This window comes from Micromonospora sp. NPDC126480 (genome assembly GCF_040302465.1).
GTDB lineage: Bacteria > Actinomycetota > Actinomycetes > Mycobacteriales > Micromonosporaceae > Micromonospora.
Map to the genome: position 1 here is coordinate 134,943 of NZ_JBEORU010000002.1, position 20,717 is coordinate 155,659.

Annotated in this window: 13 protein-coding genes; 5 read left to right on the top strand and 8 right to left on the bottom strand. The window is 71.9% G+C overall.

What is annotated here, in order from left to right:
- The 5 genes from ABTW87_RS02295 to ABTW87_RS02315 form a co-directional block, all read right to left on the bottom strand.
- A complete protein-coding gene (locus ABTW87_RS02295; protein ID WP_350647729.1) occupies positions 1 to 858 on the bottom strand; it encodes an aspartyl/asparaginyl beta-hydroxylase domain-containing protein in 858 nt (285 codons plus the stop codon).
- Entirely contained in the window at positions 858 to 1,730 is an 873-nt protein-coding gene (locus ABTW87_RS02300; protein WP_350647730.1) for an LLM class flavin-dependent oxidoreductase, read from the bottom strand. Before ABTW87_RS02300 ends, ABTW87_RS02295 begins: the two co-directional genes overlap by 1 nt.
- Positions 1,727 to 4,078, bottom strand: a complete 2,352-nt coding sequence (locus tag ABTW87_RS02305) for a non-ribosomal peptide synthetase (protein ID WP_350647731.1) — start codon at positions 4,076 to 4,078, stop codon at positions 1,727 to 1,729. The genes ABTW87_RS02300 and ABTW87_RS02305 overlap by 4 nt, the downstream gene beginning before the upstream one ends.
- 85 nt (positions 4,079 to 4,163) lie before the next feature.
- The gene (locus ABTW87_RS02310; protein ID WP_350647732.1) at positions 4,164 to 5,513 is read right to left on the bottom strand and encodes an MFS transporter; all 1,350 of its coding nucleotides are present in this window, start codon (positions 5,511 to 5,513) and stop codon (positions 4,164 to 4,166) included.
- A complete protein-coding gene (locus ABTW87_RS02315; RefSeq protein WP_350647733.1) occupies positions 5,498 to 6,232 on the bottom strand; it encodes a thioesterase II family protein in 735 nt (244 codons plus the stop codon). Before ABTW87_RS02315 ends, ABTW87_RS02310 begins: the two co-directional genes overlap by 16 nt.
- A 122-nt stretch (positions 6,233 to 6,354) precedes the next feature.
- Here ABTW87_RS02315 and ABTW87_RS02320 point away from each other — a divergent pair, with 122 nt between their 5' ends.
- Positions 6,355 to 9,693, top strand: a complete 3,339-nt coding sequence (locus ABTW87_RS02320) for a non-ribosomal peptide synthetase (RefSeq protein WP_350647735.1) — start codon at positions 6,355 to 6,357, stop codon at positions 9,691 to 9,693.
- Here the strand turns inward: ABTW87_RS02320 and ABTW87_RS02325 are convergent.
- Both ABTW87_RS02325 and ABTW87_RS02330 read right to left on the bottom strand, forming a co-directional pair.
- The gene (locus ABTW87_RS02325; RefSeq protein WP_350647736.1) at positions 9,671 to 10,690 is read right to left on the bottom strand and encodes a Rieske 2Fe-2S domain-containing protein; all 1,020 of its coding nucleotides are present in this window, start codon (positions 10,688 to 10,690) and stop codon (positions 9,671 to 9,673) included. The two genes, ABTW87_RS02320 and ABTW87_RS02325, sit on opposite strands and share 23 nt — an antisense overlap.
- Before the next feature lie 105 nt (positions 10,691 to 10,795).
- A complete protein-coding gene (locus tag ABTW87_RS02330) occupies positions 10,796 to 11,461 on the bottom strand; it encodes a 4a-hydroxytetrahydrobiopterin dehydratase family protein (RefSeq protein ID WP_350647737.1) in 666 nt (221 codons plus the stop codon).
- Between the two features lie 168 nt (positions 11,462 to 11,629).
- Between ABTW87_RS02330 and ABTW87_RS02335 the strand changes: the two genes are divergently transcribed.
- Both ABTW87_RS02335 and ABTW87_RS02340 read left to right on the top strand, forming a co-directional pair.
- On the top strand, positions 11,630 to 12,328 hold the full coding sequence (locus tag ABTW87_RS02335; protein WP_350647738.1) for a 2OG-Fe(II) oxygenase: 699 nt from the start codon (positions 11,630 to 11,632) through the stop codon (positions 12,326 to 12,328).
- Entirely contained in the window at positions 12,325 to 12,936 is a 612-nt protein-coding gene (locus ABTW87_RS02340; RefSeq protein ID WP_350647740.1) for a GNAT family N-acetyltransferase, read from the top strand. The genes ABTW87_RS02335 and ABTW87_RS02340 overlap by 4 nt, the downstream gene beginning before the upstream one ends.
- A gap of 21 nt (positions 12,937 to 12,957) precedes the next feature.
- On the opposite strand, the gene ABTW87_RS02345 is transcribed toward ABTW87_RS02340, so the two are convergent.
- The gene (locus ABTW87_RS02345; RefSeq protein ID WP_350647741.1) at positions 12,958 to 13,620 is read right to left on the bottom strand and encodes a helix-turn-helix transcriptional regulator; all 663 of its coding nucleotides are present in this window, start codon (positions 13,618 to 13,620) and stop codon (positions 12,958 to 12,960) included.
- Positions 13,621 to 14,193: 573 nt separating this feature from the next.
- Between ABTW87_RS02345 and ABTW87_RS02350 the strand changes: the two genes are divergently transcribed.
- Both ABTW87_RS02350 and ABTW87_RS02355 read left to right on the top strand, forming a co-directional pair.
- Positions 14,194 to 18,693, top strand: coding sequence for a non-ribosomal peptide synthetase (locus ABTW87_RS02350; protein ID WP_350647742.1), 4,500 nt, complete (start codon positions 14,194 to 14,196; stop codon positions 18,691 to 18,693).
- A 10-nt stretch (positions 18,694 to 18,703) separates the two neighbouring features.
- Positions 18,704 to 20,614 carry an AMP-binding protein gene (locus tag ABTW87_RS02355; RefSeq protein WP_350647744.1) on the top strand — a complete coding sequence of 637 codons (1,911 nt, stop codon included), beginning with the start codon at positions 18,704 to 18,706 and terminating at the stop codon, positions 20,612 to 20,614.
- The last annotated feature ends 103 nt before the right edge of the window (positions 20,615 to 20,717 follow it).

Genomic DNA, 20,717 nt, shown 5'->3' on the forward strand with positions numbered 1-20,717 from the left:
CTATGCGCTCCTTTCCAGGGTGTAGTGCTTGCACAGCTCCTCGGTGTGCGGCAGCACGGCCTGGTCGGGGCTCTTGGCGGCCAGCTCCAGCATCGTGTTCCAGACGAAGTCCGGCCCGCCGTCCCGGCGGAAGTGCTTCTTGATCACGATGCTGAAGACCTCGTCGAACGTGTCCATCGAGAGCAGCGGCGCCAGGCCGAGGAGGTCCGCCCGCTCGTCGTCGCCGAGCGGCGGCCGGGTGACGATCCGGTCGGCCGGGATGCCGACCTCGACACCGCCGCCAGCCACCCGCGCGGGCGATCCCGCTCCGGGCGTGTCGACGAAGTCGAGCATCAGGTGGATGCGTGGCTCCGCGGTCAGCACCGCCACCGAGTGGATCCGTGAGGCGTCGAGGAACCACACCTCGCCCCGTCGCATGCGATAGACCACGTTGTCTTCGTTGAAGAAGCAGTTGTCATTGGTGGCCAGCGGAATGTGCATCCGGTGCTCGTTGCGTGTCTCGTCCGGCAGGTCGCTGAGCTCGAGCAGGTCGCGGTGCGGGATGATCACGCTGTCGGTGACCAGCGCCAGCCGCGCGAAGTTCAGCCGGTCGAGGTCGGCGGTCTCGCGGATCAGCTCGGCCAGATAGGGCAACCGCTCGGCGTGTGCGGTGAAGCCCGCCGGCCGGTCGTAGACGTAGTTGGTGACCACCCCGTCGCCGGCGTCCCCGCCGGGCGCCCACAGCATGCAGCTCTTCCACGATCCGCCGAAGACGTAGTCGCTGTACGCCTCCGTCCACTCCAACGATCGGCACGTCGCGAGGTCCGACTCGAGTCGTGCCAGGTCCAGGGCGACCTCACCCACGAAATGCGTCCGCATCACAGCTCCTCGGCGACCTGATCGAGCACCTTGACATCCCCGGTGTACGGCTCGTCCGCTCGCGGCCACTGCACCACCAGGTCGGTGATGCCCGCCTCGGCGAACCGGCCGGCCGCGTCGAAGAACGCGTCCTTGCTGGCCAGCACGTCGCCCACGGACGGGCCGGTGACCAGGATCCGGGCGATGCCGTCCGGGTTGCGGCCGGTCGCCGCGCACGCCTTCTCCAGCTCCTCGACCTGACGCCGGATGAGCGGCACGGTGTCGGCGTAGGGCGTCCGTTCGAAACGGTTGGGTGCACCGGTGGTCACCCAGTACTGGCCGAACCGGGCGGCCAGCTGCATGCCGCGTGGGCCGGCCGCGGCGATCGCGAACGGCACCCGGGGCTGCTGCGTGTCGTGCGGCCGCACGTGCACGTCGTTGGCGAAGTAGTAACGCCCGTCAAACGAGGTCACCGGTCCGGACAGGAGCCGGTCGGTCAGCTCGACGTATTCGGCGAACCGCGCGGTACGTTCCGGCCGGGTCCACGGCGTGCGGCGGGTCATGCTGGCGTCGACGCCTTCGCCGCCGGCGCCGAGCCCGAGCACCAACCGGCCACCGGCTATGTCGTCCACCGTGGCGATCTCCTTGGCGAGGTACGCCGGGTGCCGCAGGTTCGGCGAGGACACCAGCACACCGATCTTGATGCGCGAGGTCTCCAGCGCCGCGGCGGTCATCGTCGGCACGGCGGTGAACCATTCCTTGGTCTGGAACGTCCGCCAGTTCATGTGGTCGTAGGTCCAGGCGTGCTCGAAGCCCATCTCCTCGACGCGCCGCCACTTCTGCCGTGCCCTCTGCCAGCGGTCCTCGGGCACGATCATCACACCGAATCTCATCGGAACCCCTCGTCTGTCGGTCGCTCTGCGCTGGCCCCGGTCCGCAGCGAGGCCGCGACCTCCCGCAGCGGGCTGGTGAGCAGCACGGTCACCTCGGGCTTGGCCCGTAGTCTCGCCTCGCACTCGTCGAGCAGTTCAAAAGCCAGCAGTGAGTGGCCGCCGAGCTGCACGAACGTGTCCTGCACCCCGACCGTCCCGACGTTGAGGACCCGGCGGTAGATCTCCACCAGGGCGGCCTCCAGGTCGTCGACCGGCGCCTCGGCGTCCCGTCCCGCGGACTCCTCGGTCCAGGCGCGCAGCAGCGCCTCCTCGTCGGTCTTGCCGTTGACCGTGGCCGGGATCTCCGGCACCGCGACGATCCGGTCGGGACGCAGGTAATCGGGCAGGTGCGCGAGCGCGTGCTCGTCGACCGCTTGGACCGTCGCCTCCGGGCCGGCGAGCACCACGAAGGCGAGCAGCCGGGCCGGGTTGCCGTGCGCGAGCACCGCGCAGTCGACTACCGACGGATGACCGACGAGGACCGATTCGACCTCGCCGGGCTCGATGCGACGGCCGCGCACCTTGACCTGCCGGTCGATCCGGCCCAGGTGCTCCAGCAGGCCGTTCTCGCGATAGCGGCACAGGTCACCGGTGCGGTAGAGGCGGCTGCCCGGCGGGCCGTAGGGGTCGGCCACGAACCGTTCCGCGGTGCGGCAGGGGGAGCGCCAATAGCCGTACGCCAGACCGACCTCACCGCCGATGTAGGCCTCGCCGGCCGCGCCCACCGGCGTCAGGCCCAGATTTTCGTCGAGCAGCACGATGCGGAAGTTGGGGGCGGGACGGCCCACCGGCACGGTCGGGCCGGTCGACCCGTGCGGGATCACGTTGTCGGTGACCGATCCCGCCTCGGTCGGCCCGAACGCGTTTACCAGCGTGGTCGCCGGCAGGGTGGCGTGGAACGCGTCGCGCAGCCAGGGCGGCATCGACTCGCCGCCGCTGACCACCCAGCGCAGCGCGCTGGCGGCGGTGGGGGAGAGCCGCTGCAGCAGCGGCGTCAGCACGGTCGGCACCGTGAAGATCATCGTCACCCCGTGCCGTTCGATCAGTCGCGCCAGGTGGGCGGGGTCGCGATGCCGGCCCGGCTCGCAGATCAGCAGCCGCGCGCCGTGATGCAACGGCCAGAAGAGCTCCCAGATGGACACGTCGAAGCCCGGCGACGTCTTGAAGATCGCACAATCACCTGGGGCGTACGGATATTGCCGTTGCATCCAGTCGATGTTCGCCAGAGCCGCCGCCGTCACCACCGCAACGCCCTTCGGCTGCCCGGTCGTGCCGGAGGTGTAGAGCACGTGCAGCAGCCCACCGGCCGTGCCTGCGACCGGGTTACCAACCGGCTCCGGCTCCCACGCCGGCGCGTCCGCCTCCACGTCGACGACCTGCCACGCGCCGTCCGGCACCTGCTTCCGGCCGGCCCGGTTGGTCAGCACCAGCAGCGGCGCCGCGTCGGCCAGCATGAGGGCGAGCCGGGCGTCCGGCAGGTCGACGTCGAGCGGGATGTAGCCGGCGCCGGTCTTGACCACCGCGTAGATCGCGATGATTTGCGCGACCCCGCGGTCCATCCGGATCCCGACCCGCTCGCCCGGCCCGGCGCCCCGGCTGATCAGGTGGTGTGCCAGCCGGTTCGCGCGCTCGTTGAGCTCCCGGTAGCTGACCGTGCCGCCGTCCTCGGTGACCAGCGCCACCGCGTCCGGCGTGCGCTCCGCCTGCTCCTCGAACGGCTGCGCCACGGTCCGGAACGGGGTCCGTGGCACGCGGTGCGGGTAGAGCCCGTGCAGGATCCGCTCCCGCTCGTCGTCGTCGACGAGCGGCAGGGCGGCCACCGGCTCGTCGGGCCGGTGCACCATCGCGGTGAGCAGTGTCCGCACCAGGCGCGCCCAGCCCTCGGCGACCGGATCGTCGACGACCGGCGTCATGGTCTCCACGTAGAGCTCGGTACCGTCCGCAGTGATCAGGATCGTGACGTCGACCGGGATGTCGCCGGCGCCGGCCGGCTCCGGTGGCGCCTGAGCCACCCCGCGCAGGGCCGCGCGGAAGCCGGTGGCCGGGTCGGGTCCGGCGTCGTCCGGCGGGGTGACCGCCCCGTGGGCACCGCAGATCACCTGGGCGCGGCAGCCCGCAGCCCCCGGCAGCCGCCGCATCAGCACCGCGGCGCAGACCCACCAGGCGTGCAGCTCGTCCGCTCCGGTGTCGGCGCACAGCGACCGCAACGCTGCGATCACACCGGCCGGCACGGCGAACGGGCCGACGCACTCGGCCGGCGCCTCGTCGTCCTCGACGCTCGGGTCTGCGTGCTGCTGCGTGCTCGTCACGAGAACTCCCTGGAGGTGGTACGTCTCTGTAGTTCACGGGTCCGCGCCGCGGATCGAACGTCGCCGGTTTCCGTGACCACGGCCGTCACGCCGGGTCCGCCACCACTGGCCGGCCGGTCTCGTCCCGCTCCGGGACGGTGTCGGGCAGCTCCCGCTCCAGGCCGCGTAGCCGCGGCGCGGCCGCCGCGACCGCGACGGAGACGACGATGAGCGCGCCGACGATCATCATGAGCAGCGCGGCGCCGCGGCCGGGCCCGTCGCCGATCACCGCGGCCAGGCCCGGCGACCGTACGTCCTCGCCGCCGACCGCGGGGTCGAAGACGCGGTCGACCAGCACCCCTGCCAGCAGGTAGGCGATCAGCTGCGGGATCTGCGACGCCGTGTTGAGCAGCGCGGCGACCCGGCCGAGCAGCCGGGGCTCCACCTTGCTCTGCCACAGCGCCTGGTTCGTGGCGAGCACCACGCCGAGGGCGCCCATGAAGACGAAGGCGGCGGCCGCGACCAGCGCGACGTTCGGCCGCGTCGCACCGGCGATCGTCGCCACCGCCATGGCCAGCGAGCCGATCAGGATGCCGCGGACCCGTCGGCGCGGCCCGCCGGTGACGGTCACCGCGATGCCGCTCAACACCATGCCGACCCCGCCGATTGACAGCGCCATGCCCAGCTCGTCCGCCGAGGCGAAGGAGAGCACCAGCGGGGTGATGAGCAGGTCGATGAAGCCCGCGCTGAGATTGATCGCGCCGAGGAAGAGCAGCAGCGCGGTCAGGCCGGGCTGGGCCGCGACATAGCGCCAGCCCTCGCGGAAGGAGACCAGCAGGCCGGTCAAGCGCCCCGCGGTCTGTCCGTCGGTGTCGATGTCCCGCGGGATCGGCACGATCGCGACGCTGAGCAGGGCGAGCCCGAACGTGATCAGGTCGAGCACCACGATGCCGCGCAGGCCGACGGCGACCAGCAGGAAACCGGCGGCGACCGGGGCCAGCACCTCGTTCGTCGCGATCGCCGACATCCGCATTCCGTTGACCCGGCCGAGTTGCTCCTTGGCGACGAGTCGTGGGCCGAGCGTGGCGAACGCCGGCAACTCCAGGGCTGCCACCACTGACGAGGCGGCCACGATTGGGTAGACGTGCCAGATCGCGAACGTTCCGGAGAAGAGCAGCGTGGCCAGTACCAGCGCGATGACCATGTTGGCGATGTTGCTCACCAGCAGCGACCGCTTCGTGCCCCACCGGTCCACCAGGGCGCCGGTGAGAGGCGTGACCACGATGGCCGGCAGGAGGCTCAGCGCGAAAACCGCGCTGAGCGTGGTCGCCGATCCGGTGACCCGATAGACGTGCACGCCCAGGGCGAAGGCGGTCAGCCCGGAACCGAGCAGCGAGAGGAACTGGCCCGCCCAGACCACCGTGAAGGCGCGCATGCCGGTCAGCGCGACGCCCATTGCTCCTCCAGGCCGTGGCGGAGCAGGTCGATCAATTCTGTCGGGGCCTCGGTGAACCGGTGGTGGCCGCCTTCCAACAGTACGAAGCTGGTGTCGCCACACTCCGTCCAGCCACCCATCGTGGTGTGCGCGACCTCGTTGTCAGCGGTCCAGCCGATCGCGGTGATCGGGCAGCTCAGCCGGGTCACCTGGGGCACCACGTAGCGTTTGTTCGCCTCCACGTCGGCGCGCAGCACCCCGAGGTGCAGCGCGACCAGTTCGTCGGTCACGGTGCCGCCCAGCTCGCGGATCAGCTCGGCCAGCTCGGCGCCGAGCGCGGCGTCGTCCATCTCCAGGTAGCGGCCGACCGGCCCGTGCTGCGGTGCGACCTCGGAGGAGATGAAGAGCCGGGCCGGTGGTGTGCCGCGCCGGGTGAGTTCCAGGGAGACCTCGTACGACGCCAGCGCCGATCCGCAGTGCCCGAAGAACGCGAACGGCACGTCGAGGTGCGGTTCGAGCCCGTCGGCCATGGTGACGGCCAGCTCCTGATAGGTCTCGAAGGTGGGCTCGGCGAACCGTGTCTCGTGACCGGGCAGCTCCACCGGGAGGAACTCCACGCCATCGACCCGGCGCGGCCACTGCCGATAGAGGCTGGCGCCGCACCCGGAGAAGGGGACGAGGAAAACCCGGCCGGTGGCGTCTGCTGCCGGCGCTCGGGGCAGCCATTTGTTCCGGCGCATGCGTCGAGGATGGGGTGCCCCGGCCCGCGGTCACCGTCCCGGTTTCCCGCGACAGGGTCCGGCCGCCGGCGCCGCATAGCTTGGCTGGTAGCCGGTGCCCGACGTTCCGATGGTGGTGACCCATGACGGATCTGCGCAGTCAAATCGCGGCCCTCCCGCCGGACCGGCGAGCGCTGATCGAGAGCCGACTGGCGCGGCTGATGGCCGAGCGCGGGCCCCGGGACGGGCGGATCACCCCGCGCGACCGGTCCACACCCACGCCGCTCGGCTTGGCACAGCAGCGCGAGTGGGCCTCCGAGCGGGTGCGCGGCGCCAACAACATCACCGCCGCCTTCCGGGTGGAGGGTGCGCTCCACCTCGACCTGCTCGGCACTGTGCTCACCGAAATCGTCGAGCGGCACGAGGTGCTGCGGACAACCGTGCGGGTCGGCGCGGACGGCGCGCCGGTCCAGGTGATCGGTGAGGTCGCCGGGGTCACCGTCCCGGTCGTCGACCTCAGGCAGCTGAGCCCCGAGGAGCAGCAGGCCGAGGCGCGCCGCCGCTACGGCGCCGAGCCGACCCGGGCCTTCGGCGCGGACGATCCGCTGCGGCTGCGCGTCACCCTGCTGCGGCTGGCCGACGAGACGCACCTGGCCCTGTTCGCCATCGACCATGTCGTCTCGGACGCCTGGTCGATGGCCATCCTGGTGCAGGAGATCGCCGCCCTCTACGCGGTGCACCGGCACGGCGGCCCACGGCCACCCGCCCCGTCGGTCCAGTTCGGCGACTTCGCGGCCTGGCAGCGCGAACGGCTCACGCCCGAGCGCACCGCCGCCGAGCTGCGGCACTGGCAGGAGACGCTGGCCGGCATCCCGGGCGGGCTCGGGGTGCCGACCGACCGGCCCTATCCGATCCGGCCCACCTATGCCGGCGACGTCCATTTCACAAACCTCTCGCCGCAGCTCAGCGCCGATCTGCGCCGGCTCGGCGACCAGCAGGGCGCCTCGCTGTCGATGGTGTTGCTCGCCGCCGCGGCCGTGCTGCTGCACCGCTATCTTGAACGCGACGACCTGGTACTGGTCTCGATGGCCTCGGGCCGCAACCGGGTGGAGACCGAGCAGCTGATCGGCTGCTTCGCCAACCCGTTGCCGCTGCGCCTGCGGGTACGTGACGGGGACACCCTGCTCGGGCTCGTCCACCAGGCGCGCGAGGTGATGACCACCGCCCTCGACCACCAGGACGTGCCGCTGGAGCGGCTCATCGAGGCGGTCGGCCTCGACCGGGAGGCGTCGCAAACGTCGCTGAGCGGCATGTGGGTGAACGCGCTCACCGGCCCCGACATGACCCTGGAGCTGCCCGGCTTGCGTATCTCGGTCGAGCCGATCCACCTGGGCATCGCGCCGGTCGCGCTGACCCTGGTCGCCGTGCCGAACGGCGACCGGCTCCAGTTGCAGTGGCTCTTCATGACCGAGCTGTTCGACGCCGGCACGGTGGCCCTGCTGGCCGACCAGTTCGAGCGGGTGCTCCAGCGGTTGCTGGCCGAGCCGGAGAGCACGGTCGGGCAGGTGAGCCTCGCTCCGGCCGCGTCCAACGCAGCGGCGTCACCGTCGACCGGTGACGCCGGTCCGGGCTTCGTGGAGCTGCTGCGGCGCCGCACGGCGGCCGCCCCGCACGCCCCCGCGGTGATCTGCGACGGCGTGCCGACCAGCTATGCCGACCTCAGCCGGGAGGCGGGCCGGCTGGCCCGTCGCCTTCGGCAGCTCGGAGTGACCCAGGAGAGTCGCGTGGGCATCCTGCTCGACCGGTCGCCCCGGCTCGCGGTGGCGGTCTGTGGCGTGCTGGAGGCCGGTGGCGCCTATGTGCCGCTGGATCCGTCCTATCCCGCCGACCGCCTGGCCTTTCAGCTGACCGACGCGGGGATCGGGGTGCTGGTCGCCGAGCGCCGCACCGCCGAGCTGCTCACGGCCGCCGGTGTGTCGCTGCCCAGCCAGGTCATGCTGCTGGACGAGCTGGTCGGGGAGGTCGATGGCCCGGAGCCGCCGGCGCCGCACCTCGACTCGGCGGCCTACGTCGTCTACACCTCTGGCTCGACCGGGCGGCCCAAGGGCGCCGTCATCACCCACCGGTCGCTGGTCACCTTCGGGCGCGACATCGCGGATCGGCTGGGCCTCGGCGCGGGGGACCGGTTCCTGCAGTTCGCGTCGCCGGCCTTCGACGTGCTGGTCGAGGAGCTGTTCCCGATCTGGCTGGCCGGCGGCGCGGTGGTGACCTCGTCCGAACCGGTGTCCCGGCTCGACCTGGTCGAGCTCATCGAGCGCGAGCGGATCACGGTGATCGAGCTGCCCACCGCGTACTGGCATGAGTGGGTGCGCGAGCTTGACCGCCTCGACCGCAAGCTGCCGAGCTGCCTGCGTCTCGTGATCATCGGCGGGGAACGCGTCCTGCCGGAACGGTTGACGCGGTGGCGGCGGCACGCCGTGCCGCTCCTGCACGTCTACGGCCTCACCGAGGCCACGTGCAGCTCCACGTTCTTCCGCCTCGACCCGGCCGAGCCGGAGCGGGACTGGCCGAACCTGCCGATCGGCACGCCGATCCCGTCGGCCGACCTGCGCGTGCTGGACAGCCGGCTGCGACCGGCCCCGCGCGGCGGTACCGGCGAGCTCTACATCGCCGGTGTGAGCCTGGCCCGGGGTTATCTCGACCGTCCCGGGCTGACCGCGCAGCGCTTCGTCGCCGACCCCGACCCGGCACAGCCGGGCGGGCGTCTCTATCGCACCGGCGACCTGGTACGCGAGCGCGCCGACGGCAACCTGGAGTTCATCGCCCGGGTGGACACCCAGATCCACATCCGCGGGTTCCGGGTCGAGCCGACCGAGATCGAGTCGGCGCTGAGCCGGCATCCGACGGTGGCGGAGTCCGTCGTGACGATGCACGAGCCGCTTGCCGGCGACCGGCGGCTGGTCGCCTATGTGGTGCCACGTCCGCGAGGGAGCGTCGACGTCCGCGAGCTGCGCCTGTTCCTGGAAGCTCAACTGCCGCCGTACATGGTGCCGTCCAGCTTCGTGGCGCTCGACGCGTTGCCGCTCTCGGCGAACGGCAAGATCGATCGGGATCGGCTGCCCGCGCCGGTACAGCGACCGGCCGGCGAGCCGGGCGCCGGCATCGCCACCGAGACCGAGCAGACGCTGGCCTCGGTGATCGCCACCGTCATCGGCCTCGAGCAGGTCGGGCCGCACGACAACTTCTTCGAGATCGGCGGCGACTCGATCCTGGCGATCCAGGTCGTGGCCCGGGCCCAGGAGGCGGGTCTCGCGCTCACCCCGTACGATCTCTTCGCCCATCCCACCGTGGCGGCGCTGGCCGGGATCGCCGAGACGGCTGCCGCCGACGCCCCGCCGGCGCCGGCCGAGCCGGGGACGTCCGCCTTCCCGCTGGCGCGGGCCGACGACGACGAGATCGCTAAGCTGCTGAAGCGGCTGTAGTGCCGCGGCCGTCGATCAGCTCCTGATAGATCCGGCGGTACTCCAGGCTGAACTTGTCGGAGCGTGTGTGCGCCTGGCTGTGCAGGTCGAGCGGGGCCTCGCGGGGCCGCAACCGCTCCATGATCGGGAAATCCTCGTCGAAGATCTCCTGCTCCCACTGGCGCATCTCGGCCATGCTCGCGCCGTGCTTCTCCGACACGGCCGAATCGATGCCGATCGACCAGAAGTGCCGCACCTTCTCACCGTCGGTGGTGATCGGGGTGGCGAACTGGACGACCAGGCTGTGCCCGCCCCCGGGAAACTCGGCCTTGACCGTCGCGAACATCGGCGCAGCGAGATAGAAGTCGAACCGCTGCTTGCCGGCCACACCGGTGTTTCCGTCCATGGCGGTGCCGCCCAGGTCGACGTCGAGCGTCCAGCGCAGCTCGATGCCGTCCCGGTGAACCTTGTAGGGGTCGACAACCTGCTGCACGTTCGGGCCCATCGAGCCACGGTGCACGAAGGCGAAGTGCGACATGTCGCGGAAGTTCTCGGTGACCTGACGCAGGCCGCAGCCCAGGTCGGTGGGCCCGCCGTGCTCGAACTGCCAGTCCGGGTCGGATGCCTCGGGCATCGCGGGCAGGTCCCGATCGGGGGTGTCCAGGGCGGCCCAGACGTGGCCGTAGGCCTCGCGTGACGGATAGACCCGCAGATTTGAGCGCGGCGGCGTCGGGCGGTCCGGCAGCGACGGCACCGCGGTGCACGTGCCGGAGCCGGGGGCGAACCGCCACCCGTGATACGGGCACTCGAGCTCGCCCTTCACCATCTGCCCGACCGTGAGGTCCATTCCTCGGTGCGGGCAGTAGGCGCCGGCCACCGTGGACACGCCGTCGGTCCGGTAGACGACGAGGTCCTCGCCGAGGATGTTCGCGCCCAGCAGCCCGGTCTTGTCAACGTCCGCCACGCGGGCGACCGGGAACCAGGTGCGGCGCAGCATCTCGTATTCGGCGGCAAGCATCGGGTGTCCCTTCCGGTTGTCCGTCTCCGCTCATCGTGGATGATCCGGATTCCGGCGAAGCTTCCCTGCTTTTGGGGACACCCGGGGGACGCCCGCGGCGTACGGTCAGGCGGTGGCCACCCACGTGGCGACGCAGGCCTCGTTACCCTCCGCGTCGGCGAGCACCCACCAGCCGGGTGCGTACCTGTCGGTCACCAGCTTGCCGCCCGCCTTCAACGCCGCCTCGACCCGGGCCTCGGCCTCGCGGAACGGCACCCAGACGTCGATGTGGATCCGGTTGCGCCCGGTCCGCGGAGCGTCCATCTGCTGGAAATAGACGCCCGCCGTTCGCCGGCCCGGGTCGACGATCTCCTGGTCGGGCGCGTCCACCCGCGGCTCGTAACTGAGCACGGCCCGCCAGAACGGCAGCACGTCCGGGATGTTGAGGGCGTCGATCGTGATGATCAGATTTTGCGCGGCGGACGGCTTGGCGGTCAGGCCGAGCTCGTGCGCGGCCGCGGAGACGCGCCTGGCGAAGTCGACGTCGTCCTCGGTGAGGCCGGTGAACTCCGCGCCGACGGTGAGCAGCCGGATGGTGACGCCGTCCGGCCGGATGTCGATCTCGGGGGCCGCGTGGCCCTCGCCGCCCGCCGCGCTGATCGCGGTGACCAGTTCCGCGCTGGCCGCGAGCGACGCCGTCGGATAGAACGTGAAAGCCGCCCGGGCGACGCACGCCCAATCTTCGACGCCCGGCAGTTCACCGAACCGCTCCGGCGTGATCCGGCCAGTCATGTCGATCACCTTCTGTCGCGTCGGTGGTCTGTGGTCCTCGTCAACATATTCGACGACACCTTCCCGCCGGCCGGGCGGAACTGATCTCCCCGGTTTACGGGACGCGGTGAGGTGGCCCTGAGCCGGATACGTTGCCAACGTGGATACCCTGGGAAGGGAGAACCCGAGATGTCTGATCTGACGCCGGATTTTCTGAAGGGCGCGTCGAACGCCTCCCGATTCAGCTGGCTCAGTTTCGACGTCTCCACCGCCATGCCGACCGGCTGGCGGGAGGAGATCGAGAAAGTGGCCCGAAACGATCGGATCACCAAGCGGCTGGTGCCGCCGCACCACACCTCGCGGGAGAGCGCCGACGTGACCGCCGTTCAGGTCATGACCGTGCGTGGCGTGACCGTGTGGGAGCGCCTGCCGTGGCTGATCGACCTCTACCGCGGGTACTTCCGTGAGCTCTACGAGGAGGTGACCGGCCGCCGCCTGCACCCCACGGACGACCAGCGGTACGCCGTCGTGATGAACGTCCAGGAGGGCGGCGACCGTTACGAGTGCCACGTGGACACGAATCCGATCGAGGCGCTGCTCTACGTCACCGACCACCCGCGCGGCACCGGCGGTGAGCTGGTGGTGGCCAACAACGCGGACGCCGCGTCGGTGGAGGAGGTCGACGAGGACTGCTCGATCCTCTACCCGTCGTCGGGCCAGCTGGTCTTCTTCGACGCCCGCCGCTGGCCGCACTACGTGCGCGCGCTGCGCGAGCCCGGCCTGCGGGTGGCGGTCGGCATGAACTACTACACCGACGAGTGCCCGGAGAGCACGCGGCCGCAGGACCTCAACGAATATCTGTACGGTCCCCGAAACGTCGTCGCGTGACCGAGCCCTTCGCCGGTCACGACGTGCGGGTGGCGCCGGCCAACGCGGCTTCGAGGGAAGACCTGCTGGCGGTCCTGGGCACCAGTGACCCGGGCCGCTGCCAGTGCCAGAAGTTCAAGATCCGAGGCTGGATGTGGACGAATTCCACCCAGCTGGAACGCACCGCCGCGCTGATCGAGCAGACCGGCTGCGGTGACCCGGAGGCCCGGACAACCAGCGGGCTCGTCGCCTATGTCGACGACGAGCCCGCCGGTTGGGTCGCGGTCGAGCCGCGCACCGCCTATCCCAAGCTCCGGGACCTTCGCGTGCCGTGGACGGGGCGTGCCGAGGACCCGGACGACGTCAGTGTGTGGGCGGTGACCTGCCTGCTGGTGCGCAAGGGATACCGCCGACGTGGGCTGACCTATCTGCTCGTTCTCGGCGCGGTCGACTTCGCCCGCGAGCGCGGTGCGCGTGCGCTGGAGGCCTATCCGATGATCACCCAACCCGGCCGCGTGATCACCTGGGGCGAGCTGCACGTGGGTGCGCGGCAGACGTTTGCCGACGCCGGTTTCCGTGAGGTCAGCCACCCCACCCTGCGTCGGGTAGTGATGCGCGTCGACTTCTGACCCGGTGTTCAGCCGCCTGACTCAGGCGGCGGGCTTCATCGGCGCGGACGGTTCCTCGTGGCCGGCGGAAGTCGTGCCGCGCACCACGCCGCCCAGCAGGGCCGCCCGGGTGAGCTCCGCCTTGTTGCCGACGCCCAGCTTTGCGCGGATGCGCTTCACATAGGTGTCCACCGTGTGCGGGCTGATCCGCAGCCGGGTGGCGATCTGGCTGTGTGTCAGCCCGCAGGAGATCTGGCGCAGCACCTGCTCCTCGCGCTCGGACAGCTGCTGGCCGGGGGACTGCGGCCGTTCCGCGGCCGGTCGCTTGGTGATCCCGTCGGGGCCGACGCAATAACCTGCCGTGACCGCGTGAATGGCCTCGACGATCCGGGCCCGTGACTCCCGCTTGCTGATCACGCCGCAGGCGCCGGCCCCGAGATAGCCACGGTCTTGTGCGGTGCCGTTGACGAGCACGAGAACGGCGGTGGTCCGGGCGGTCGTCGCGATCTGGCTCAGGCTTTCGGTGGGGGTCAGAGCGTCGATGTCGATCAGTGCGGCGTCGGCCAGCCAGGACGGTTCCTCGTCCGGCGAGTCACGCACGGCGACGACCTTGATGCCGGCGCTGTTCAGCACCTCGACGAGCCCGACGAGGAAGATGGGTGAGCTAATTACCAGATCCGTACGAATCACGCCAACCCCAATCAATCCTAAGGAAGATGCGTAATTGCCTGTTCAGGGTGCGTTTCTGCCCCGAGATGATCTCTGACCCGTCGCCGACGTTAGCAACACCGGAGTCCCGCCCGAGGTCCCCGCTTTCGGCGACCGACAGTGGCTCTTGATCACAGGGATTGAAGCTACAGTGGCGTTCGTATATGCCCGGTACATCGGCCGCACACCCTGGCTGCCCGCGGTGGGGTAGCCCAACCCGGCACAGGCCGGCGTCGAACACTGCTACGAGGTCGCGGGCGATCGACGAGCGTCATGGCGCACGCCCGCTCCAGCCCCACGTCGTCTCACCGAGACTGATCCGCTGTGCCGCGGCTGGCCAGCCGAGACGCTCACCCGGTCGGTCAACGACACCACGACGTGAGGTCACCCAGCGGCGTGGCTCAGGGAGACCCTCGCCGGCGAGGACGTCGCCGGCGAGCGGGCCGCGACCGGTCGGGCTCACCCGGTGCCAGGTGCACAACGACGAGGACGTCGCGATCGGCGCTGCGCGGAGCTTGCCAGTTTTATGGGACGTCCCGGTTCCCGCCGGCGATGGCAATCTCTGGTCGTATGACACGTCCGCCGGTGGACCTCAGCGTTGGCCGTGACCTCGTCGAACAGTGGCGTTCGCGCCGGGCCGAGCAGCCCGCCGCCGGTCGGGCGGCGGTGTCGGCCGCCCAGCGCGGGATCCTGGCCTTCGAGCGGCTGCACCCGGGCACCGCGGCCTTCAACCTCGTATATGTCCTCAAGCACACCGGTGAGCTGGACGAGCGGCGGCTCGACGAGGCGCTGGCCACGGTGCTGCGGCGGCACACCGCGTTGCGCACCACCTTTGCCGACACCGCCGACGGGCCGGTCTGCACGGTGCGGGACGACGTCACCGTGACCGTGACCTGGAGCGACGAGGGGCAGGTTGCGGCGGCGCTGTCCCGGGCCGAGGCGGTCGCGGCGCAACCGTTCGACCTGGCGACCGGGCCGCTGGTGCGCGTGCACGGCTGCCGGCTCAGTGACAACGAGCGCGTGCTCGTTCTCGTCGCGCACCACCTGGTCTGCGACGGCGGGTCGATGCCGGTGCTGCTCAACGACCTGGACGCGGCCTATCGGGGCGTTCCGTCGCGTGCCCCGGTCGGCCCACCACCGGACGACCCGCCCGCGGCGGAGACGCTCGACTACTGGCGGGACCGGCTGGCCGGCCTGCCCACGCTCGACCTGCCGCCGGACCGCGGACTGCCGGTCCGGCCGGCGTTCGGCGCCGGGTCGGTGCCGTTCACCGTGCCGGCCGAGGTGGTCGCCGCGGCCGACGAGCTGGCCCGCGCGGAACACGCGACCCAGTTCATGGTGCTGCTCGTCGCGTTCCAGCTGCTCCTCGGCGAACACAGCGGACAGACCGACTTCGCGGTCGGCTCACCGGAGGCCGGCCGGGCCGGGCCCGGCCGGCGCGACGCCGTCGGTCTGCTGGCCGACCTCCTGGTGCTGCGGGCCGACCTGAGCGGCCGGCCCACCTTCCGCGAACTGTTGCGCCGAGCCCGGGAGACCTGCGTCGGGGCGTTCGCCCACCGCGGTGCGCCGCCGGCCACCGTGCTCGCCGCCGGCCGTGTCCTCGGCGAGCCGGTCGTGCAGGCCGTCCTCGCCTATCAGGGCGAGCGCGCCGAGCAGTCCCTCGCCGGTGGCCGGCTGGAGCCGCTCGCCATCACCCGGCCCGGCCTGAGCAACACCGTCGAGGTGCAGGCCTGGCGCGACCGCGGCCGGCTGGTGGGCAGCTGGGACTATCGCGACGAGATCTTCGAGTCGGCGACCGCGGAGCGGATGGCCGCCCGGCTGCCGATGCTGCTGGCCCGTCTGCTGGCCGATCCGGACCGGCCGGTCGGCGTCCTCGACCTGCTGGCCGACTCCGAACGCGGGCTGCTGGAGCAGTGGTCCCGTGGCCCGGAGCCCGACGAGCTGGACAGCACGCTGACCCAGCTGTTCGCCGTGCAGGCCGGCAGAAGCCCGGAGGCGGTCGCCGTGTGCGATGCCCGCCGGAAGCTCACCTACCGCGAGTTGGCTGGCCGGTCCGACCGGCTCGCCCGGCTACTGCGGTCCAGGGGCGTGCGCGGCGGCGACGTGGTCGGCATCCGGCTCGGCCGCGGCGTCGAACTCGCCGTGGCGATGCTGGGCATTCTCAAGGCCGGGGCGGCCTGCCTCCCGCTGGACCCGACCTATCCGGCCGAACGCACCGCCTTCATGCTGGCGGACAGCGGCGCCCGGCTGGAGGTCACCGACGCGCTGCTCGGCGAGCTGGACGGTATGCCGGACACGCCGCCGGACGGGCCACCGCCGGGACCGGACGCGCCGGCCTACGTGCTCTACACCTCGGGGTCGACCGGCCGCCCGAAGGGCGTGCTGGTCACCCACCGCAACGCCGTGCCGATGGTGCGCTGGGGCCGGAGTGCCTTTCGGCCCGAGCACCTCTCCCGTGTCCTCGCCTCGACGTCGCTCTGCTTCGACGTCGCCATGTTCGAGTTCTTCGTTCCGTTGAGCGCCGGCGGCACAGTGGTGATCGTCGACAACGTGCTGTCGCTGACGACGGACCGGCCCGACGTCACCATGGTCTGCACGGTGCCGTCGGCGGCGCGCACGCTGGTCGCCGTGGGCGGGCTGCCGCCGAGCACCCGGGTGGTCGTCCTCGCCGGGGAGGCGGTCACCGGCGACCTGGTCGACGACCTCTACGCGACCGGGCACGTCGAGGAGGTGCGGAACCTCTACGGCCCGACCGAGGACGCCACCTATTCCACCGGCGCGGTGGTGCACCCGGGTGAGCAGCCGCCGCCGATCGGCGCGCCGTTGCCGCACAAGCGCGGCTATGTGCTGGACCTGTCGCTGCGCCGCGCACCGATCGGCGCCGTCGGCGAGCTCTACCTGGCTGGGCCGGGCCTGACCCCCGGCTATCTCGGCCGGTCGGCGCTGACCGCGTCCCGTTTCGTCGCCGATCCTTATGTGCCGGGCGACCGGATGTATCGCACCGGCGACCTGGTGCGTCACCGGCCCGACGGGCAACTGGTCTATCTCGGCCGCAGCGACTTCCAGGTCAAGATCCGTGGCCACCGCGTCGAGCTGGGCGAGATCGAGACCGCGCTGCAGCGCCACCCGGCGGTCCGGGACGCGGTCGTCGTCCTGCATGGCGACCGCCTGGTCGCGCATCTCGGCGCCCCCGGCGGCGCCGACCTCGACGACGTGCGCGCGCACCTGCGCCGCATGCTGCCCGAGGTGATGGTTCCGCAGGCCTTCGTCGTGCACGACGCGCTTCCGGTCACACCCAACGGCAAGATCGACCGTACCGCCCTACCCGCACCCGAGGCGGTGTCGGCCGACCACCTGACCGACGACGCCGCCCCGCCCGCGACCGCCGAGCAGGTGATCGAGGCCGCGCCAAGCGACCGGGCCCGGCTGCTGGAGGGTTATCTGCGGGCCCAGGTCGGCCCGCTGGTCGACGCCGGCGGGAGCACGATCGATCGGGGCGAGCCGCTTCTCCACGCCGGCCTGGACTCGCTCGCCGTCGTGCAGCTCAAGCACCGCGTGCACGCCGACCTGGGGGTGGAGCTGTCCCTGCCACCGGTCCTGGCCGGCGGCAGCCTCGCCGACCTGGTCGATGAGCTGGTTGGCAAGCTGGACCGGCCGGCCCCCGCCCCGGTCGTCCGCGCCGAGAGGGACCTCGACGCCGACGAGCACGTCGCGCCGATGTCCTACGGCCAGCGGTGGATCTGGCTGACGCACCACCTCGAACCGGACAACCCCGCCTACACCATCACGGCGGCCCTGCGGTTCTCCGACCGCGTCGACCGCACCGCGCTGCGCCGCGCCCTCGACACTCTGGTCGCCCGCCACCCGATCCTGCGCACGACCTTCCCCGTCCGCAATCGCGAACCGGTCCAGGTCGTCCGGCCGCACGCCGAGACCGTCCTGCGCGGGCACGACGCCCGTCACCTCGACCACGAGGCCCTGCGGGACGAGCTCACCCGGGCCGGCCGCCGCCCCTTCGACCTGCGTACCGGGCCGTTGCTGCGCCTCGACCTCTACGACCACCCGGACGGTGAGGTCCTGCTGGTGGCCCTGCACCACATCGTCACCGATTTCTGGGCCACCTCCGTGCTCGCCGACGAGCTGGGTGTCTGCTACACCGCGTACGCGGCCGGCCGCGACCCCGCCCTGCCCCCGCCGCGCGCCACCCACCTCGACGTTGTCGCCTGGCAGCGGTCCGTCCTGGACGATCCCGAGCAGCTGCGGCGGCTGGAGTGTTACTGGCTCGACCTGGTCGGCGACACCGTGCCCGGCCTGCGCCTGCCGCCACCCGAGCCCGGCCGCCCGGCCGGCGATGGCGGTCGTCGCTTCGCCCTGTCCGCGGAGCTGACCGGTCGGCTGCGCGAGCGGGCCCGGGCCGAGCGGGTGACCCTCTACGTGTTCCTGCTGACCGCCTATCAGCTGCTGTTGCACCGATACACCGGCCAGGACGACCTGATCGTCGGGTCCAGCACGCTGGCGCGCACCCGGCCGGAGTTCGCCGACGTCGTCGGGTGCTGCACCAACCCGCTGATCGTCCGCAGCCGCACCGACGACAAGGAACCGGTTCGCGCGCTGCTGACCCGAACCCGCGAAGGCGTGCTCGGCGCGATGGAGCACGAGGACTACCCGTCGATCCTGCTGGTCGACAAGACGAAGGCGATCCGCCGCGGGCGCTGGCTGTTCGAGGCGATGTTCACCTTCAACCGCTCGCCGCGGCCCGGCGACGACCTGGTCGCGCTCGCCAGCCTCGGCGAGCCCGGAGTGCGGCGGTCGCTCGGACCGCTCGAGATCGAGAACTTCCCGCTGCCGGCCCACGCCGCCGGGATGCCCATCGAGCTGATGATGGCCGAGCTGGACGGGGTGCCGCACGGCGTGCTCAGCTATCGGGCCGGCACGCTCGACGAGCCGACCGTCGACCGGTTCGTGGCCGACTACCTGGCCGTGCTCGACGCGATCGCGGCCGATCCGTCGATGCCGATCGGCGCCCTCCCTGCTTTACGTGACGTCCCTGCTCCGCCCACCGCTCGATAGCCTCCGCGGCATGGTAGACGTGAGCCTCGCCGACGTGTTGCTGACCAGGGCCGGCGAGACGCCGGACAACGTCGCCTACGAGTTCGCCGAGCCCGCCGGTCCGATCAGCACCATGACGTACGCGCAGCTCGCCGGCCGGGCATCGGCGCTCGCGGCCGACCTGGCCCGGTGCGACGACGGGCCGGTCCTGCTCGCCTGCCCGGCCGGCCTGGAGTATGTGGTCGCCGTCTTCGCCGCTTTCCTCGCCGGCCGTCCGGTGATCCCCGCCGACGCCCCGCCGCCGTCGCCGCGGCCCGGAGACACGCGGCTGGCCGGCATCATCGCCGACGCCCGCCCGCCGGTGGCCCTCGCCCCGCGGCCCGACTCGATGCCCGGGGTGGCCAGTGTGCTGACCGTGCCCGGCACCGAGGCGGACGGCACCGAGTGGCGGCGCACGCGCCAGCCGACCGGGAGCGACATCGCGATCGTCCAATACACGTCCGGGAGCACGAGCCGGCCCCGCGGGGTGCTGGTGCGGCACTCCAGCCTGATGGCGAACACCGCCGCCATCACGCACAGCTTCGGCCTGACCCCGGCCTCACGCGGCCTGACCTGGCTGCCGCCCTTCCACGACATGGGCCTGGTCGGCGGCCTGCTCACCCCGATGGCGGCCGGCGTGCAGACGCGCATCCTGCGGCCGGCCGACTTCCTGAAGGCTCCGTTGTGGTGGCTGCGACAGATCACCGAGACCGGCGCGGACACCACCGGCGGCCCGAACTTCGCCTACGACCTGTGCGTGCGGCGGGCCCAGCGGGACGATGCGACCGACGGGCTCGACCTCTCCCGCTGGCGGGTGGCCTTCAACGGCGGCGAGCCGGTCAACCGGGCGACCCTCGACGCATTCGCCCGACGGTTCGCCCCGGCCGGCTTCCGGGCCGGGTCGTTCGTGCCCTGCTACGGGCTCGCCGAGGCGACCCTAATCGTCAGCGCCGGGCACTGGTCACCCGAGGCCGAGGGGGCGACCGTCAGCTGCGGTCGGCCGGTCCCGGGCCAGCAGTTGGCCGTCGTTGATCTGGTGCGGCACGAGTCGGTCGCCGACGGCGTCGAGGGCGAGATCTGGCTCGCCGGACCGCACGTGACGACCGGCTATCTGTCCGGTGCCGACGACGAGCTGTTCGGCGAACTGGCCGGCGTGCGGATGCTGCGCACCGGCGACCTCGGCCACCTGCGCGCCGGGGAGCTGCACGTGACCGGCCGCGCGAAGGACGTCATCGTCTTCCGCGGCGTCAACCACCACGCCTCCGATGTGGAGCGGGCGGCGCTCGACAAGGTCGGCCGAGCAGGCGGCACCGCGGCCGCGTTCGGCGTGGAGACCCCAGCCGGCGTCGAGGCGGCGCTCGTCGTGGAGGTGCGCGGCGAGCGAACGCCAGCGCTCGCGGCACAGGTGCGGGCGGCCGTGCTGAGCCGTACCCGGCTGCCGCTGGGCGTCGTGGCGCTCGTGCCGCCCCGCTCGGTGCCGCGCACGTCGAGCGGCAAGGTGCGGCGATCCGCGTGCCGGGACATGTTCCTCGCCGGCCACCTCGATCAGGCGGTGGTGCACGACCAAGCCGGGCTCGCGGCGCACGTCACCGCCGGCGCCGAGGAGCCGCCGGCCGGCGGTCTGGTCAGCGTGATCTGCGGTGTCGTCGCCGCGGTCGGCGGCGCCGACGACGTGCGGCCCACCGACGGTCTCGCCAGCCTGGATGTCGACTCCGTCCAGGCGGCCGAGGCCGCCGCCGTGCTCGAGGACGCCCTCGGCCTGCCGGTGCCACTGGAGACGGTGCTCGGCGCCGCTACGCCGCAGGACGTGGCGGACGCGCTGGTCGCTCGCTGGCTCGCCGACGGCCACGCCCCCCAGCTCGTGCGCCGCCGGGTCGACGCCCTCGCGCCGAGCCCCGGGTGAGCTCGGGGTGCGCGACACGGGTCGCCGGTTCCGGCGACAGGACCCTGAGCGACGCCGACCGTAGCGTGCAGACAAATGGTGCTCGTCGACGGCAGTCGGAGGA